Annotated in this window: 19 protein-coding genes and 3 tRNA genes; 9 read left to right on the plus strand and 13 right to left on the minus strand. The window is 66.7% G+C overall.

Going from position 1 to position 14578, the window contains the following annotated elements; translation table 11 throughout:
* Positions 1-133 precede the first annotated feature (133 nt).
* The 3 genes from LOK44_RS11075 to LOK44_RS11085 all read left to right on the plus strand — a co-directional run bounded on the left by LOK44_RS11075 (position 134) and on the right by LOK44_RS11085 (position 2885).
* Entirely contained in the window at positions 134-835 is a 702-nt protein-coding gene (locus tag LOK44_RS11075; protein ID WP_237570024.1) for a YciI family protein, read from the plus strand.
* Between the two features lie 10 nt (positions 836-845).
* Complete coding sequence (locus tag LOK44_RS11080; RefSeq protein WP_237570025.1) at positions 846-2063, plus strand: RNA polymerase sigma factor; 1218 nt, start codon at positions 846-848, stop codon at positions 2061-2063.
* A gap of 396 nt (positions 2064-2459) precedes the next feature.
* Positions 2460-2885: an SEC-C domain-containing protein gene (locus tag LOK44_RS11085; RefSeq protein ID WP_237570026.1), complete on the plus strand. Its 426-nt coding sequence runs from the start codon at positions 2460-2462 to the stop codon at positions 2883-2885.
* 9 nt (positions 2886-2894) lie between these two features.
* On the opposite strand, the gene LOK44_RS11090 is transcribed toward LOK44_RS11085, so the two are convergent.
* Complete coding sequence (locus LOK44_RS11090) at positions 2895-3554, minus strand: M15 family metallopeptidase (protein WP_237570586.1); 660 nt, start codon at positions 3552-3554, stop codon at positions 2895-2897.
* An 85-nt stretch (positions 3555-3639) separates the two neighbouring features.
* On the opposite strand from LOK44_RS11090, the gene LOK44_RS11095 reads away from it, so the two are divergent.
* Complete coding sequence (locus LOK44_RS11095) at positions 3640-4602, plus strand: endonuclease/exonuclease/phosphatase family protein (RefSeq protein ID WP_237570027.1); 963 nt, start codon at positions 3640-3642, stop codon at positions 4600-4602.
* Between the two features lie 109 nt (positions 4603-4711).
* On the opposite strand, the gene rplA is transcribed toward LOK44_RS11095, so the two are convergent.
* The 11 genes from rplA to LOK44_RS11150 form a co-directional block, all read right to left on the minus strand.
* Complete coding sequence (gene rplA / locus LOK44_RS11100; RefSeq protein ID WP_237570028.1) at positions 4712-5419, minus strand: 50S ribosomal protein L1; 708 nt, start codon at positions 5417-5419, stop codon at positions 4712-4714.
* Positions 5420-5571: 152 nt separating this feature from the next.
* Entirely contained in the window at positions 5572-6000 is a 429-nt protein-coding gene (gene rplK, locus LOK44_RS11105; RefSeq protein WP_237570029.1) for a 50S ribosomal protein L11, read from the minus strand.
* A gap of 53 nt (positions 6001-6053) precedes the next feature.
* On the minus strand, positions 6054-6899 hold the full coding sequence (gene nusG / locus LOK44_RS11110) for a transcription termination/antitermination protein NusG (RefSeq protein ID WP_237570030.1): 846 nt from the start codon (positions 6897-6899) through the stop codon (positions 6054-6056).
* A 50-nt stretch (positions 6900-6949) separates the two neighbouring features.
* Positions 6950-7360: a preprotein translocase subunit SecE gene (gene secE / locus LOK44_RS11115; protein ID WP_237570031.1), complete on the minus strand. Its 411-nt coding sequence runs from the start codon at positions 7358-7360 to the stop codon at positions 6950-6952.
* Between the two features lie 79 nt (positions 7361-7439).
* Positions 7440-7512 (minus strand) — tRNA-Trp (locus LOK44_RS11120).
* Positions 7513-7653: 141 nt separating this feature from the next.
* On the minus strand, positions 7654-8178 hold the full coding sequence (gene hadC, locus LOK44_RS11125; RefSeq protein ID WP_237570032.1) for a (3R)-hydroxyacyl-ACP dehydratase subunit HadC: 525 nt from the start codon (positions 8176-8178) through the stop codon (positions 7654-7656).
* A gap of 3 nt (positions 8179-8181) precedes the next feature.
* Complete coding sequence (gene hadB, locus LOK44_RS11130; RefSeq protein WP_237570033.1) at positions 8182-8610, minus strand: (3R)-hydroxyacyl-ACP dehydratase subunit HadB; 429 nt, start codon at positions 8608-8610, stop codon at positions 8182-8184.
* Positions 8597-9076, minus strand: a complete 480-nt coding sequence (hadA, locus tag LOK44_RS11135; protein WP_237570034.1) for a (3R)-hydroxyacyl-ACP dehydratase subunit HadA — start codon at positions 9074-9076, stop codon at positions 8597-8599. Before hadA ends, hadB begins: the two co-directional genes overlap by 14 nt.
* Positions 9077-9127: 51 nt before the next feature.
* Positions 9128-9295, minus strand: a complete 168-nt coding sequence (rpmG, locus tag LOK44_RS11140) for a 50S ribosomal protein L33 (protein WP_023985310.1) — start codon at positions 9293-9295, stop codon at positions 9128-9130.
* A gap of 61 nt (positions 9296-9356) precedes the next feature.
* Positions 9357-9430: transfer RNA gene (locus tag LOK44_RS11145), tRNA-Met, on the minus strand.
* Positions 9431-9479: 49 nt separating this feature from the next.
* Positions 9480-9552, minus strand: a tRNA-Thr gene (locus tag LOK44_RS11150).
* A 167-nt stretch (positions 9553-9719) separates the two neighbouring features.
* On the opposite strand from LOK44_RS11150, the gene LOK44_RS11155 reads away from it, so the two are divergent.
* The 5 genes from LOK44_RS11155 (at position 9720) to LOK44_RS11175 (ending at position 13839) form a co-directional block, all read left to right on the plus strand.
* Entirely contained in the window at positions 9720-10475 is a 756-nt protein-coding gene (locus LOK44_RS11155; RefSeq protein ID WP_237570035.1) for an MBL fold metallo-hydrolase, read from the plus strand.
* A 101-nt stretch (positions 10476-10576) separates the two neighbouring features.
* On the plus strand, positions 10577-11062 hold the full coding sequence (locus tag LOK44_RS11160) for a hypothetical protein (protein ID WP_237570036.1): 486 nt from the start codon (positions 10577-10579) through the stop codon (positions 11060-11062).
* A 210-nt stretch (positions 11063-11272) separates the two neighbouring features.
* Positions 11273-11878, plus strand: coding sequence for a hypothetical protein (locus LOK44_RS11165; RefSeq protein ID WP_237570037.1), 606 nt, complete (start codon positions 11273-11275; stop codon positions 11876-11878).
* A 343-nt stretch (positions 11879-12221) separates the two neighbouring features.
* On the plus strand, positions 12222-13049 hold the full coding sequence (locus LOK44_RS11170; RefSeq protein WP_372481222.1) for a DUF8453 domain-containing protein: 828 nt from the start codon (positions 12222-12224) through the stop codon (positions 13047-13049).
* Positions 13050-13122: 73 nt separating this feature from the next.
* Positions 13123-13839 (plus strand): crotonase/enoyl-CoA hydratase family protein, encoded by a 717-nt coding sequence (locus LOK44_RS11175; RefSeq protein ID WP_237570039.1) that lies wholly within the window; start codon positions 13123-13125, stop codon positions 13837-13839.
* A gap of 39 nt (positions 13840-13878) precedes the next feature.
* Here LOK44_RS11175 and LOK44_RS11180 read toward each other — a convergent pair whose 3' ends face one another.
* Complete coding sequence (locus LOK44_RS11180; RefSeq protein ID WP_237570040.1) at positions 13879-14493, minus strand: HD domain-containing protein; 615 nt, start codon at positions 14491-14493, stop codon at positions 13879-13881.
* Between the last annotated feature and the right edge of the window lie 85 nt (positions 14494-14578).

Genomic DNA, 14578 nt, shown 5'->3' on the forward strand with positions numbered 1-14578 from the left:
CCCGACATGGTGACGAAAACGGCGAGAGTTCACCGACGAATTTGGCGAGGCGTGTCCGATTCCTCCGCGTCGGTTCGTCGTACGTGTAGAGAGTGAGGCGCAAGGCCTCGCTCGCCGATCGGAGGTACGACTCGTGCACTACTTCGCACTGCTGCTGGGCCCAGAGCCGACCGAGCAACCCGACGCCGCCACCGAAGCCGAGATCATGCGCGCCTACGTGGAGTTCCACGCCGCAGCCGGCCCGGCGCTCCTCGCTGGCGATGCGCTGACCTCGGCATCCTCCGCGGTGCGCATCACCGGCGGACCCGACGCACCCACTGTCACCGACGGGCCGTTCGCCGAGTGCGCCGAGGTGGCAGGCGGCTACTACGTCATGCAGGCCGAGAATCTCGACGACGCAGTGGAGCTGGCTCGTCAGATCCCCGCGTGCACGTCTGGCGGAGTCGAGGTGTGGCCCATGGTGGAGTGGAACCAGCCGGCCGATCCGATCCGCGACGACTGGCTCGCCCTCCTCCTCGAACCCGCGGAGACGGTGAGCGCGCCCGACACCGACGAGTGGGCCAGCGGGGCCCGTCAGCACGAGGAGTTCGGCAGGACCGCCGGTGACCACGTCGTCGCCGGTGCTGCGCTGCATCCGCCGAGTACCGCTACGACGGTCCGGGTGCGGGACGGGCAGGCGACCTTCACCGACGGGCCGTACGCAGAGGGGGCCGAGGTGGCCAACGGCTTCTACGTGCTTCGTGCCGCAGATCGCGACGAGGCGGTGAAATTGGCGTCGATGATCCCTGCGACGACTGTCGAGCTGCGACGTCTCGCGGACGTCGGGGGACTCTGACCGCCGGCGGATGACCGACCTGGAAGGCGTCTTCCGGCGCGAGTGGGGACCGGCCGTTGCGTCGATCGCCCGGTGGTCGGGCGACCTCGGCATTGCCGAGGACGCCGTCCAGGAGGCCTTTGCCGAGGCTTCGCGGACCTGGCCGCGCGACGGCCTACCCGAGCGGCCTGGTGCGTGGGTGATCAGTGTGGCGCGCAACCGTGCACTGGACCGGATGCGACGGGAGTCGGCGAGGCCGCGCAGGGAGGTCGAAGCGGCCCTCTACGAAAGCTGGGCGACGATGGACTCGGCAGAGGTGCGCCCCGTCCGCGATGACGAACTGCGGATGATGTTCACCTGCGCGCACCCGGCCTTGGAGCCGGCGTCCCAGCTGGCGCTGACGCTTCGCCTGATCTCGGGGCTCACGGTGCCCGAGATCGCCCGCGCACTGCTGCAGTCCGAAGATGCCGTCGCGCGCCGAATCTCGCGGGCCAAGGGCAAGATCCGAGGCGCACGCATACCGCTGCGCGTGCCTCCCGTCGACCTGCTGCCCCAGCGCACCCCGCATGTCCTGGCGTGCATCTACTCGGTCTTCACCGAGGGCTACTGGTCGACGGCCGGTCCGTCGGCGATTCGTGACGACCTGTGCGACGAAGGCGTGCGGCTGGCCGACGAGGTGTGCGCACTGATGCCGGACGCCGAGGATGCGCAGGCACTCTCGGCACTCGTGTTGCTACATGACTCACGTCGCGCGACGCGTGTGGACGCCACCGGTGCACTGGTGCCCCTGGACGAACAGGACCGCACTCGCTGGGACCGCGGACGGATCACCCGCGGGCTGAGCCGCCTGCGCCGAGCCGAGGGTGCGGCGGGCACCTACCTGCCGCAGGCAGTGATCGCAGCCGCGCACGCGACGGCGCCGACGTGGAACGACACCGACTGGGGTTTGATCTGCAAGGCGTATGACCGCGTGGTGGACCTGACGGGTTCGCCTATCGCAGAGGCGAACCGCGCGTTGGCGATCGGATTCCGGGATGGCTACCGGGCAGGACTGCGCGCGCTCGACGAAGTGGCCGGTGATCCGCGCCTCGCACGATCGTCGTCGTCAGCCGCAATTCGCGCAGATCTGCTGAGGCGATCGGGCCGGTTCACCGAGGCAGCCGAGGCGTATCGGGCTGCGCTTCGACTGAACGGGCCGGAGCCGGCACGGGCGTTCCTGGCGCGGCGGTTGGTGGAGTGTGGTGGTTGAGACCCTTGGATGGCGCTCTGCGATAGACGACGAGGGTTTCCCCCGATTCGTTTGTCGGACGCGTCCTCTACCGTCGTGGACATGGAGCTGCCATCGCGGCTCGATCGTTCTGGGGGGAACACATGTTGGTACGACTCCGCGAATCGTCGGTCGGATGGTTGACGTCGTGGATCTTCGCGGGCCGCGGATCGAAGCCGCTCGTGAATGACGACGACGGCGCCTGCTCCATCTGCGATCACCCGTTTGGCGAATCGATGCACTTCTGCATCGGTGCTGATCTGCGGAAGGCCGGCTGACAGCCGAGGAACTAGCCCGTTCACTATTGCGACCGACGAAGACCGCTGGGATCATCGGTTGACCCGCGCTGGGGGCGCGGCTTCATGTATTGGGGGATACATGTTTTCGAACCGAGACGACGAGCAGCTGGTAGCGGCACTCGAACGCATGGCACTAGCGGAACTCGTTGCACTGCAACGGGTTTTGCACGATGAGCTTCGAACGGGTCGGCCGACCACGGCGATACTCGCGAAGGCCGCAGGCGCCCACAGCATCGAGGTAGCCGTCTGGCTGCGCTTCCACGCGAACCACACGGAGTCGGCGAAGCTGGCGATGCTGCTGGGCACGCTCGCGGTGTCGATTGCTTGGAGGACTTACCGCGGCACACCCGCTCCTGACACCACGCTGCGGCAGGCGATGACCATCATCGAGGAGGGTCGCGTCTACATGCTGCCGGTCCCGCGGACGGATCCATGCTTCTGCGGGAGTCGTGCCACCTTCAAGAGCTGCCACGGCATGCCCCCGGTCGCCGCGCCGGCGATGTAGCAGCGGCGGTCACGCCACCGGCACGTCGAGGATCGGCCGCGGCTCCTTCGCGCCCGGTCCGTCGAAGTGCCACCACTCACCGGGGTACACCGCGAACCTGCCTGCCTCCATGCCCTTTCGGAGCACCTCGCGGTTCGCCTGCTGTTCCGGCGTCACGTCCTCGGTCGCATACGCCAGGCTCCGCGGCGAGAAGTCGTCGAAGTCCGTGCCCATGTCCACCAGCCAGCCGTAGTGCCCGTCGGTGAGCGTGACGTCCACCGAGCGCCCCGCCTCGTGGCTGCGCACGAACTCAGTGGGGCGGGCCACCCAGTTCGGGTTCGGCACCGCCTCGAACATCCGCACCTGGACGTCGTGCGGTCGGTAGCAATCCCAGAACACGAGTCGCAGGCCCTGCTCGCGGAATTTCGAGGCCGCGATCTCGAGACCACCTGCGAGCGACTCGTGCACCAGGCACCGCGCGTCGGCCGGGTACAACGCGACGCCGACGAAGTTGTTCGTCGTCGCGTACCGCAGGTCGATGCGGGCGTCGGGGACGACCGTGCGCACGTCGACCAAGCCCGCAGCACGCGCCTGCGGCGACACGGGCGGAGGTTCGGCTCCAGCCGGCGGCACACTGATCATCGCGGCGCACACTACGCCCAATACGCTCAAGCTCCACCTGACGGGCATGGTCACGCTCCGAGTCTGCAACACACCACCTCCCAGCCGCATTCGGGATACTCGCAATGCCGACACCACCCACCGAAGGGGAAGCTTGAGCAACGCTCGCCTACTGGCCACAATCCTGGGCTTCGCATTCGTCGTCATCGCCGCCGTCGCGCTCACCGTCCGGTACACCCCCATACCCAGCCATCCCGTGCTGTACCTCGTCGTCGCGTCGCCGTATCTCATTGCGGCCGGACCGCTCGCCGTCGCACTGCTCGCGTGGGGCCACCGCTGGGTGTTCGCGGTGGTCGCCGCCGTCGTCTCGGCCGCACTCGTGGCCCCGCAGGTGCCATGGTTCGTTCGCGCCGATCCCCTCGCGGACCACGTTGCACTGCGCGCCATGACCATCAACATGCTCTACGGCCGCGCAGACCCGGTCGCGATCGTTCGTGCAGCCGACGAGCAGGCCGACGTCGTGATGGTCCAGGAATTCACCCAGGAAGCCGCCGACGGCCTGGCGGCGGCAGGGATCCGGCAGATCTTCCCCTACGAGTTCCTCGATGCCCGGCCGGAGGCCACGGGCATCGGTCTCTACAGTCGCCACCCGATCACGCAGCAGGAAAGGATCGGTCGCCATGCCCTCCCAATGGTGAGCGCGCGCATCCGCGTCGACGGCGTCGCCCGCGACACCACCCTTTTATCGGTGCACCTGGCCGCACCCTGGCCGCAGCCCATCGACGACTGGAAGAAGGACCTCGCAGACTTTCCTGCCACCCTCGCCGACGTCGCCGATCACGCGGACGGGGGCGCCATCCTGGTCGGCGGAGACTTCAACGCCACCACCGACATGCAGCCATTCCGCGATCTGCTCGCGAACGGGTACCGCGACGCCGCGGAGCAGGCCGGCGCCGGCTTCGTTCGCACGTACCCCGCGAACCGTCGCATCCCGTCGTTCATGGGCATCGACCACGTCCTGACCCGCGACTGCACGGCGACCTCGGCGCACACCCTCGAACTCCCGGGTACCGACCACCGCGCGTTCGTGACCACGATTCAACTGCGCCGCGATTGACGCCCCCATACGCAGAACCCCCGCCACGCGAGCGTGGCGGGGGTTCGGTGCGTCGAGACGCAGAAAGGTCATGCCTCCGCGGCAGTCTGGTCGGCTGCGGCCTGGCGGCCTACGCCTCCGCGAAGTTGCGGGTGACCGCCGGATCGACCGGGATGCCCGGGCCGGTGGTCGTCGAGACGGTGACCTTCTTCAGGTACCGGCCCTTCGACGACGCCGGCTTGGCGCGGAGGATCTCGTCGAGCGCTGCGCCGTAGTTCTCGGCAAGCTTGGTCTCCTCGAACGAGGCCTTGCCGATCACGAAGTGCAGGTTGGCCTGCTTGTCGACGCGGAAGTTGATCTTGCCGCCCTTGATGTCCTGAACCGCCTTGGTGACGTCCGGGGTCACCGTGCCGGTCTTCGGGTTGGGCATCAGGCCACGCGGGCCCAGGATGCGGGCGATGCGGCCGACCTTGGCCATCTGATCCGGCGTCGCGATCGCGGCGTCGAAGTCGAGGAAGCCACCCTGGATCTTCTCGATCAGGTCGTCGCTGCCCACCTCGTCGGCGCCGGCGGCCAGAGCGGCCTCGGCCTTGTCACCCACGGCGAACACGATCACCTTGGCGGTCTTGCCGGTGCCGTGCGGCAGGTTGACGGTGCCGCGGACCATCTGGTCTGCCTTGCGGGGATCGACGCCGAGGCGGATCGCGACCTCGACGGTGGCGTCCTGCTTCTTCGACGACGTCTCCTTGGCCAGCTTGGCGGCCTGCAGAGGCGTGTACAGATTGTCGCGGTCCACCTTCTCGGCGGCTTCGCGGTATGCCTTGCTCGTCTTGCTCATCGAATGTCCAATCGGTTTTCGTTGGTTGTGGTTGGCGGGCCGGAGCTGGCCCTCCCACGACTTCTCGGGTACTGCTGGTGTTGAGATTGCACGTAGGGCTGTGCGGGACGGTGATTCACGACCCTCAGCGCAATCTCAACGGGTTCCGCCTACTACTTGACCGTGATACCCATGGATCGCGCCGTGCCGGCGATGATCTTGGCAGCCTGATCGATGTCGTTGGCGTTGAGGTCTTCCTTCTTGGTCTCCGCGATCTCGCGCACCTGATCCCAGGTCACCGTGGCGACCTTGGTCTTGTGCGGCTCGCCGGAGCCCTTCTGCACACCGGCTGCCTTGAGCAGCAGCTTGGCGGCAGGCGGAGTCTTCAGCGTGAACGTGAAGGTGCGGTCCTCGTAGACGGTGATCTCCACGGGGATGACGTTGCCGCGCTGCGACTCGGTCGCCGCGTTGTACGCCTTGCAGAACTCCATGATGTTGACGCCGTGCTGGCCGAGCGCGGGACCAACGGGCGGTGCGGGGTTGGCCGCACCGGCCTGGATCTGCAGCTTGATCAGCCCAGTGACCTTCTTCTTCTTGGGCATGCTGTGGTGTTCCTTCTCTTCTTCTGGGGTCTTCTCTTGGGGCCGGGCGCCGGTTAGATCTTGGCGACCTGGGTGAACGTCAGCTCGACGGGTGTCTCACGACCGAAGATCGACACCAGCACCTTGAGCTTCTGCTGCTCGGCGTTGACCTCGCTGATGGAGGCGGGCAGCGTCGCGAACGGGCCGTCCATGACGGTGACCGACTCGCCGACCTCGAAGTCGACGAGGATCTCGGGACGCTCGAGCGTCGCCTCGGACGAGGCGGCGGCGGACGTCGACGCGGCCTTGCCGGGCTTCTTCGCCGCGGCCGGGGGCAGCAGGAACTTCACGACGTCGTCGAGCGACAGCGGTGAGGGCTTCGAGGTGGCGCCGACGAAGCCGGTCACACCCGGGGTGTTGCGCACCGCGGACCACGACTCGTCGGTCAGCTCCATGCGCACCAGGATGTAGCCGGGCAGCACCTTGCGATTGACCTGCTTGCGCTGGCCGTTCTTGATCTCGGTGACCTCTTCGGTCGGAACCTCGACCTGGAAGATGTAGTCACCGACGTCCAGGTTCTGCACGCGGGTCTCGAGGTTGGCCTTCACCTTGTTCTCGTAACCGGCGTAGGAGTGGATCACGTACCAGTTGCCGGGGCGCCTGCGCAGGTCCTTCTTGAGTGTGACGGCGGGATCCTCGTCCTCGTCGACCTCGTCCTCCACTGCGGCCGCGGGCTCGTCGTCCGAGGCAGGCTCGTCGACGACCTCGGCCGGCACCTCGTCGGCAGCGCCTTCGACGGCCTCGACGGTCGACTGCTCCAGCGACTCGGCAGCCTCGTCGGCGATCACGGTCGCCGGGTCGGCGGACGCCACGCGCGCCTCGGACACACCCGCGGGTGTGTCCCCTTCGAAGCTCGTCACTGTTGTCAGTCCTCTCTAAGTTTCTTCAGCTCATCACGCGGCCGGCTTGGTCAGCCGAACATCAGGCCGATGAGCCTGGCGAAGCCGGTGTCGACTCCGAAGATGAGCGCCACCATGAAGGCCAGGAAGACCAGCACGACGGTGGTGTAGCTGACCATCTGCTTGCGGTTCGGCCAGATCACCTTGCGGAGCTCGGCGACGACCTGCTTCAGGTAGTTGAAGACGAACGCGATGGGGTTGCGCCCCGGGCCGTCCTTCTTCGTGGTCTTCGGCTTCTTGCCGTCACCGTTCTTGGTCGTGCCAGTCTCGGTGGCGGGCGTGGTGTCACCCGTGACCTCGCGCCGCGTCCGCTTGCCGGTCGGCCGCTGCGGGGTCACCACGGCGGTCTTGCCGCTGTCAGCGTTGGCGGTCTCGTCGGTGCCGTCGCCTGCGGAGCCGGCACTGTCGCGCTCGTCGCTCACCGCATGCTCCCTCTATTGGATTTCGTGTTCATCGGGTGGTCACCTTCCAGTGTCCACGCCTGTCGAGTATTCAATTGAGCAGGGGCGACAGGACTTGAACCTGCAACCTGCGGTTTTGGAGACCGCTGCTCTGCCAGTTGAGCTACGCCCCTTCGCGGTTGGCAGGCCAACCGGCGTCCGTGGTCTCACACAATTCGCGCGCTCCCCGATCGGTCGATACGCGACCGGCGGACAGCGCGCTGGATTGGGCTAAACCCCGAGGACCGAGTGTACATCGGCCCATCTACGACTTACTAATCCGCTTTCGGCGCGCTCACGGCCGCTGTGCGGATGACCTGGCCGGACTCCGCGTCCCACTTCATCGACACCGAGTTGTCACCCTCGTGGCCCATCAGCGTCGTGAACGCCTCCATGACGACCGTTCCATCTTCCTCGGCGCACACGTTGCGGGTGACCACGATGTCGGCGCCGAACCGCTCGTCGACCGACTCGATGTGCATCGTTCCGGTCAGCGCGTCGCCGACCTTGATCGGCCGGTGGAACAGGAACTTCTGGTCGACCTGAATGATCTGCAGCGTCTCCAGCCCGACGTCGACGTGCTGGAAGAAGTGGTTCTGGATCATGATCGCGAAGATCGACGCAAAGGTGAGCGGTGCGATCAGCGTGTCGTGGCCCAGGTCGGCAGCCGCGTCCTCGTCGATCGACGCCGGATCGTTCGCCTTGACGGCCTTGGCGTACTGACGAACCTGCTCGCGGCCCACGACGAACGTGTCGGGATAGCGCCACACCATCCCGCGGATGTCCTTCTTGAGAGCCACTGCTTACGCCAGCTTCGCCGTGGCCACCGCGCGACCGAAGATCTTCTTTCCACCGGTGGTGGCGGAGATGGCAATCGCGATCGACTTCGACTCCGGGTCGACGGACTTCACCCGGCCGTTGAACACGATTTCGGCGCCGACACCGTCGTTCGGGACGGGGACGACGGCCGTGAAGCGGACGTTGTACTCGGTGACCGCGGCGGGGTCTCCGACCCATGAGGTGACGTAGCCGCCACCGAGACCCATGGTCAGCATGCCGTGGGCGATCGCGGTGTCGAGGCCGACCTGCTTGGCGATCTCGTCGTCCCAGTGGATGGGGTTCAGGTCGCCGGACACGCCGGCGTAGTTCACCAGGTCCCCACGGGTCAGGGGGATGACCCTCTCGGGCAGCTGGTCGCCCACCTTCACTGAATCGAACTCACGCAGCGCCATCGTCGAAACCCTCTTCTCCCGTTTCACCAGAACGACCCGCGAGGGTCGTATAAGACTCCTGCACGGCGTCTCCGGCCTCGTTCGTGATGACGCTCTTCAACACGATGAGGTCGGTGCCGTGCGCCTGCCGAACGGCGTGCACGGAGACGTCGCAGTACAACTTGTCGCCCGCGTGGATCGGCCGCAGGAACTTGAACTCCTGGTCGACCTGGACGATCTTGGCGTCCTTGATGCCGATGTTGGCGTCGGCGAAGAACGCCGTCTGCGCCGTGTAGCCGAAGACCGAGATGAAGGTCAGCGGCGCAGGGATCGCGCTGTAGCCGAGTTCGGCGGCAGCGGCGTCGTCGTAGAACGCAGGATCGTCGTTCTTGACCGCGATCGCGTACTCGCGAACCTTCTCGCGCCCCACCTCGTAGTGATCGGGATAGCGGAAGTGCTTACCGACGATGCTCGAAGACAAAGCCACAGTTAGTGAACCTAACCGGTCAGACCCTGGGCTTGGCCCACGGGTCGACCGTCAGCGCGATTCCTTGTGCGGCTGGTGATGGCCGCAGTTCGGGCAGAACTTCTTGATCTCGAGCCGGTCGGGGTCGTTCCGACGGTTCTTCTTGGTGATGTAGTTACGGTGCTTGCACACCTCGCAGGCCAAGGTGATCTTGGGCCGTACGTCGGTACTCGACGCCACGTCAGTGCCTCTTTCAATGTCTCTAGTTCAATGGTGCTCGATGAAACTCGGTCACTACTTGTAGCGGTGGGGGGACTCGATCCCCCGACCTCACGATTATGAGTCGTGCGCTCTAACCAGCTGAGCTACACCGCCATGCCAGGCCGACTGACCAGCCAAGCTCCGCTCGCCCGGTATCCCGCCGAGCCCCCTAACGGAATCGAACCGTTGACCTTTTCCTTACCATGGAAACGCTCTACCGACTGAGCTAAGGGGGCGTGGCCTACGGCGTGGATCGAGTCCATGTCGAGGGCCTTAAAGAGGGTACAGTCTCGCCGATTCGCTCGCCAAACCGCCGATCGTTAGCCCACCTCGCAGCGGTGCCGAAGACTTCAACACCGAACACCCCGCCTGAGTTCCCGACGCTCGGCAATAGTCTGTCGGCATGGCGAATCCAGGGGTCCCGAGTCCCGCGGGCTCTACACCGAACGAGGACGACCGGCTGTACTTCCGGCAGCTGCTGTCCGGACGCGACTTCGCGGCCGGCGACATGATCGCCCAGCAGATGCGCAACTTCTCCTACCTCATCGGTGACCGCGACACCGGCGAGTGCCTCGTGGTCGATCCGGCCTACGCGGCCAACGAGCTGGCCGACATCGCCGAGAACGACGGCATGCGGCTGTCCGGCGTCCTGGTCACCCACCACCACCCCGACCACGTCGGCGGGTCGATGATGGGCTTCGAGTTGAAGGGACTGGCCGAACTCCTGGAGCGCGTCGAGCTGCCGGTCCACGTCAACACCCACGAGGCGGACTGGGTCTCGCGCATCACCGGCATCCCGCTGGGCGACCTCACCGCTCACGAACACGGCGACAAGGTGGCCATCGGCGACGTCGAGATCGAACTGCTGCACACCCCCGGCCACACCCCCGGCAGCCAGTGCTTCCTGCTCGACGGCAGGCTCATCGCGGGCGACACCCTGTTCCTCGAGGGCTGCGGGCGCACCGACTTCCCCGGCGGCAACGTCGACGACATGTTCCGCAGCCTTCAGGCGCTGGCCAAGCTGCCGGGCGACCCGACCGTGTTCCCCGGCCACTGGTATTCGGCCGAACCGAGCGCCGCACTGTCCGACGTGCGGCAGACGAACTACGTCTACCGGGCCACCGACCTCGGCCAATGGCGAACCGTGATGGGTGCCTGACGCCTCGTCCCGGCCCCCTCGTGAATGGCCGCAGATCAGACCCTGCGCTAGTGTCCCGATTCGCAGCGTCTTGACAGACGCGTGACGGGGAGGACCCTGCGATGACGACACCGCCGACGCCGGCCGGCCGGCATCCCGAACCCGACGACACGGAGTCGACCGGGCACGCGGCGCATCCCGCGGAACCCGAACGATTCGAACTGCCGACGTTCGAGACGTTCGAGCCACCACCGTTCGAGTCCATCTCCTCGGGCTCGTTCGAGACACCACCCGCCCCGCCACCGTCCCCGGAGGTGACCGGCGAAGCACAGGCACCGGCCACACCCGAGCCGCCGTCGGCACCGGAGGTCCCCGAGCCGTCTGCGTTCACCAGTCCGCCTCCCGTCGCCCAGGCGACGCACGCGGCGTACGGGCAGTCGCATCAGCAACCGCAGGTCACCTGGCACGAGCCCAGCGAGAGTCCGGCGCCCGCCATTTCGAACGCTCCCGCCAACTCTGGCGCCGGGCGCGCCCGGCTCGTCTGGCTGGGCCTGGCGGGCATCCTGCTGGTGATCCTCGCCGTGGTGCTGTATCTCGTCCTGACCTGATTGGCGACGGAGTTCCGGAACTGAACCTTCGCTGAAAATCGCACCCGGCGACACGATCCGGGTCCGATCCTCGCGTCGACCCAACACCCGAACGTCCGTTGACAGCGCAGATGCCGTCTGTGACGCTGAAGGCGACACGCCGGGGGGCGGGCTGGGGGGCCGATGTCGAGGATTGCTGAAACATCAGGCAACTGCGACGAGCCCCGGCGCGTGTCGGCCTCCGTCTCGCGCCGGCCGAAGTGGGCATTGGCGTTCGCGGCACTGCTGCTGGCCATCGGCGCGTTCACCGTGGGTCTCGTCTACCAGGCCACGGAAGCGACGTCCCATCTCGCCGCGGCCCAGGAGAGCGTGGTTCACGCCAAGGATGCCCTCACCGCAGGCGACACGGCCGCCGCCGCCGAGTGGGTCGAGCGAGCGCAGACCAACGCCGAGAACGCCCATCGCTCCGCTCATTCGGTGTCGTGGAGCATCGCAGCCGCCGTCCCCTGGGTGGGCAGTCCGTTGGACACCGAACGGCAGATGTCCGACGTGATGCTCGGTCTGACCGAACGGGTTCTGGGCCCGGCCGTTGCGTTGGCGAAGGACGTCTCCCCCGAACGCTTGCTCACCCGCGATGGAGGGTTCCACCTCGAAACCGTGCGCGACAACGCACCACGACTCGACGACATCGCACGAGACGCTGCAGCGCTCGACGCTCAGACGGAGTCGATCCCGGAACCTGCCTACCTCACCGCCGTGGGCGACGCTCGGACCGCCCTTCGACGCGAGGTGGCCGATCTCGCCAGAATACTCGAACTGCCCTCTCACACAGAGTAATTGACACCGACCACGATGGGTACCGACGCGCCGCGCACGTACCTCCTGGGTTTTCGAACCCATGCCAGGGCCCGCGAAGCTGGAGGTCCGCACGTGGTCGAGAAGGTCGAAGGCGGGTCTGGCTCGCCACTGCTCAAGACCCCGTGAGCCGGGGGTGGGCGACGGCCGGATAGCGGTCCGTCGTGCGATCCCGCGGGGCAGGCGCTGCTCGCGGGCCAACCGGCCAAGCCCCTCCCCGGGCGAACTCACAGCAAACACCTCCGCCACCGGTTTACGAAGCCGCCAGCGAAGCAGTAGTGTCCTGAGCGAATTCCAAGATCACGCGAAGGCAATGGGGACTCCGATGACCATCAGTTGGGCCGACGTAACCAGCCTGGGATCGCAGGGGTGGCTCGCCGTCGCCGCGTGGGCAGCACTGCTGTTCGGTATCGCCGTGGTGATCTTCACGCATCGGCAATTCACCAAGAATCGGCAGCTCAAGACCGAACGAATCCGCCCACAGGTCGCCATGTTCATGGAGCCGCACCCCTCCGACTGGCACGTGATCGAGCTGGTGGTCCGCAACTTCGGCCAGACGGCCGCCCATGACGTCCGCTTCGACTTCGCCCACCATCCGACGGTCGCGGTGTACGAGGACCACCCCCACGACGGACGGCCTGAAGTCACCGAACTGGAGCTGCCCAGCGAACTGCCACTCCTCGCACCCGGGCAGGAATGGCGAACGGTGTGGGATTCGGCGATCAGCCGCGAGGAACTCGGCGGCTCCATCCGGTCACGCTTCGACGGCACGGTGACGTACTCGGACCGGCCCCGTCCGGACGGCGGCAAGAAGACGCGGGCGTGGAAGACGCGGCAGACGTTCGAGTCGAAGGTCTGCCTGGACTGGGCGACCCTGCAGCCCGTGCAGCGCCTCGAACTGCTCACGTCCCACGACCTGGCGAAGCGCGAGAAGCAGAAGCTCGAACTGTTGCGCAACGTCCTCACCTACTTCCACTACGCGTCGAAGGAGACTCGGCCCGACGTGTTCCGCGCCGAGATCGAACGGATGAAGCAGGCGGTTGAGGAAACGCAAGATCGCTGGCGCACAACGCAACTGGACAAGACGACTGAACTCGACTTCCCGTGGATCAACAATGGAGACGCCGGCCGGCACCGGGTGAACGCACGCTGAGCGCCGCGCCCGATGGACGGCCACGGCGCCTCAGTAACATCGGCGGCGAACATCCAACGAGCAGGGAGAGTCGATGAGCACCCCGGTCACGTATGAGCGCACCGAATCCGTAGTGACGATCACGCTCGACGACGGCAAGGTCAACGTGCTGTCCCCCACGATGCAGCAGCACGTGAACGAGGCACTCGACCGTGCCGAGAAGGCAGCGGCGGACGGCGAGATCAAGGCGATCGTCATCGCCGGGAACTCACGGGTGCTCAGCGCCGGGTTCGACCTGTCGGTGTTCAACTCGGGCGACGCGGCCGCCGCGCTGGGCATGCTGTCCGGTGGATTCGAGCTGTCCATCCGGCTGCTGACGTTCCCGGTTCCCGTCGTCATCGCGGCCACCGGCCCCGCCATCGCCATGGGCTCCTTCCTGCTGCTCAGCGGTGACCACCGGATCGGATCGCCGCGGTCCCGCTGCCAAGCCAACGAAGTCGCCATCGGCATGGTGCTGCCCATCTCGGCGATCGAGATCATGCGGATGCGGCTGACTCGTGCCGCATTTCAGCGCGCGGTGGCGCTGGCCACCACATTCTCCGGTGACACCGCCGTGGCAGCCGGCTGGCTCGACGAGATCGTCGACGAAGGCAACGTCCTGTCGCGTGCCCAGGAGGTCGCTGCCGAGTTCGCCGCCACCCTGCACGTCAAGGCGCATCGAGCCAGCAAGCTCAAGGCCCGCGACGAGGCGCTCAAGGCCATTCGCGCCGGCATCGACGGTCTGCCCACTGAGTTCGCCAGCGGCGGCTGAGGTCGCCGCTCGCCATCACCGAACCCCCGACTGGCCGCGCTACGCCTCTGCGGCGTTGATCAATTCCTCGAGTTCGTCGAGCACGCGTTCGAGTTCGCCGACCAGCCAGGTGCCGTCCGCTCGCTGGTAGATGTTCAGCAGCGACCGGTAGTACCAGAGGTGTTCCTTCGGGTCGTTCTGGCTGAACCGCTCCCAGAGCGCGGAGCCGTCGGTGCGATAGTCGCGCAGGATGGCGCGAGCGTTGTCGAGCTTGTCGGCCAGCGAGACGAGGATCGTCTCCTTCGACGCGTACGCCAGGTGGTCGACGTACTGCTGCTTGCGCGGCTTCCACGGCGGCTTGGGCACCTCGTCGGTGTCGCTGCACTCCTCGACGATGCGGGCGACGTCGTCGCCAAACCGCTCGCGGATGACGGCCAGCGTTGGGGCGCCGCCCTGGTCTTCGACCGCGTCGTGCAGCAGCGCGGCGATTGCCTGATCCTCCGTGCCACCGCCCTCGATCACGAGACTCGCCACCGACAGCAGGTGACCGACGTACGGGATGCCGCTGCCCTTGCGCTCCTGCGTGCGGTGCAGATCCGAGGCGTACGCGAGCGCGTCGTCGAATCGGGTGGTCAGCTTGGGCTTCGAATTGGTTCCCGCGGTCTCCGCTGCCATGTGGCTCCCTGTCTCTAGTCGTCCGACACACCCTCACTGTGGCACGGCGGTACGACAGCACGGTCGGCCCACGCAATACGGTGCT

Origin of the sequence: Mycolicibacterium lacusdiani, assembly GCF_021916785.1 — a bacterium.
GTDB classification, from domain to species: domain Bacteria; phylum Actinomycetota; class Actinomycetes; order Mycobacteriales; family Mycobacteriaceae; genus Mycobacterium; species Mycobacterium lacusdiani.

Bases quoted from the DNA above. Each gene is read 5' to 3' on its own strand.
- LOK44_RS11080 (WP_237570025.1), top strand. From the start codon at position 846: ATGACCGACCTGGAAGGCGTCTTCCGGCGCGAGTGGGGACCGGCCGTT.
- LOK44_RS11085 (WP_237570026.1), top strand. From the start codon at position 2,460: ATGTTTTCGAACCGAGACGACGAGCAGCTGGTAGCGGCACTCGAACGC.
- LOK44_RS11090 (WP_237570586.1), bottom strand. From the start codon at position 3,554: ATGCCCGTCAGGTGGAGCTTGAGCGTATTGGGCGTAGTGTGCGCCGCG.
- rplA (WP_237570028.1), bottom strand. From the start codon at position 5,419: ATGAGCAAGACGAGCAAGGCATACCGCGAAGCCGCCGAGAAGGTGGAC.
- rplK (WP_237570029.1), bottom strand. From the start codon at position 6,000: ATGCCCAAGAAGAAGAAGGTCACTGGGCTGATCAAGCTGCAGATCCAG.
- hadB (WP_237570033.1), bottom strand. From the start codon at position 8,610: ATGGCGCTGCGTGAGTTCGATTCAGTGAAGGTGGGCGACCAGCTGCCC.
- LOK44_RS11155 (WP_237570035.1), top strand. From the start codon at position 9,720: ATGGCGAATCCAGGGGTCCCGAGTCCCGCGGGCTCTACACCGAACGAG.
- LOK44_RS11160 (WP_237570036.1), top strand. From the start codon at position 10,577: ATGACGACACCGCCGACGCCGGCCGGCCGGCATCCCGAACCCGACGAC.
- LOK44_RS11170 (WP_372481222.1), top strand. From the start codon at position 12,222: ATGACCATCAGTTGGGCCGACGTAACCAGCCTGGGATCGCAGGGGTGG.
- LOK44_RS11175 (WP_237570039.1), top strand. From the start codon at position 13,123: ATGAGCACCCCGGTCACGTATGAGCGCACCGAATCCGTAGTGACGATC.
- LOK44_RS11180 (WP_237570040.1), bottom strand. From the start codon at position 14,493: ATGGCAGCGGAGACCGCGGGAACCAATTCGAAGCCCAAGCTGACCACC.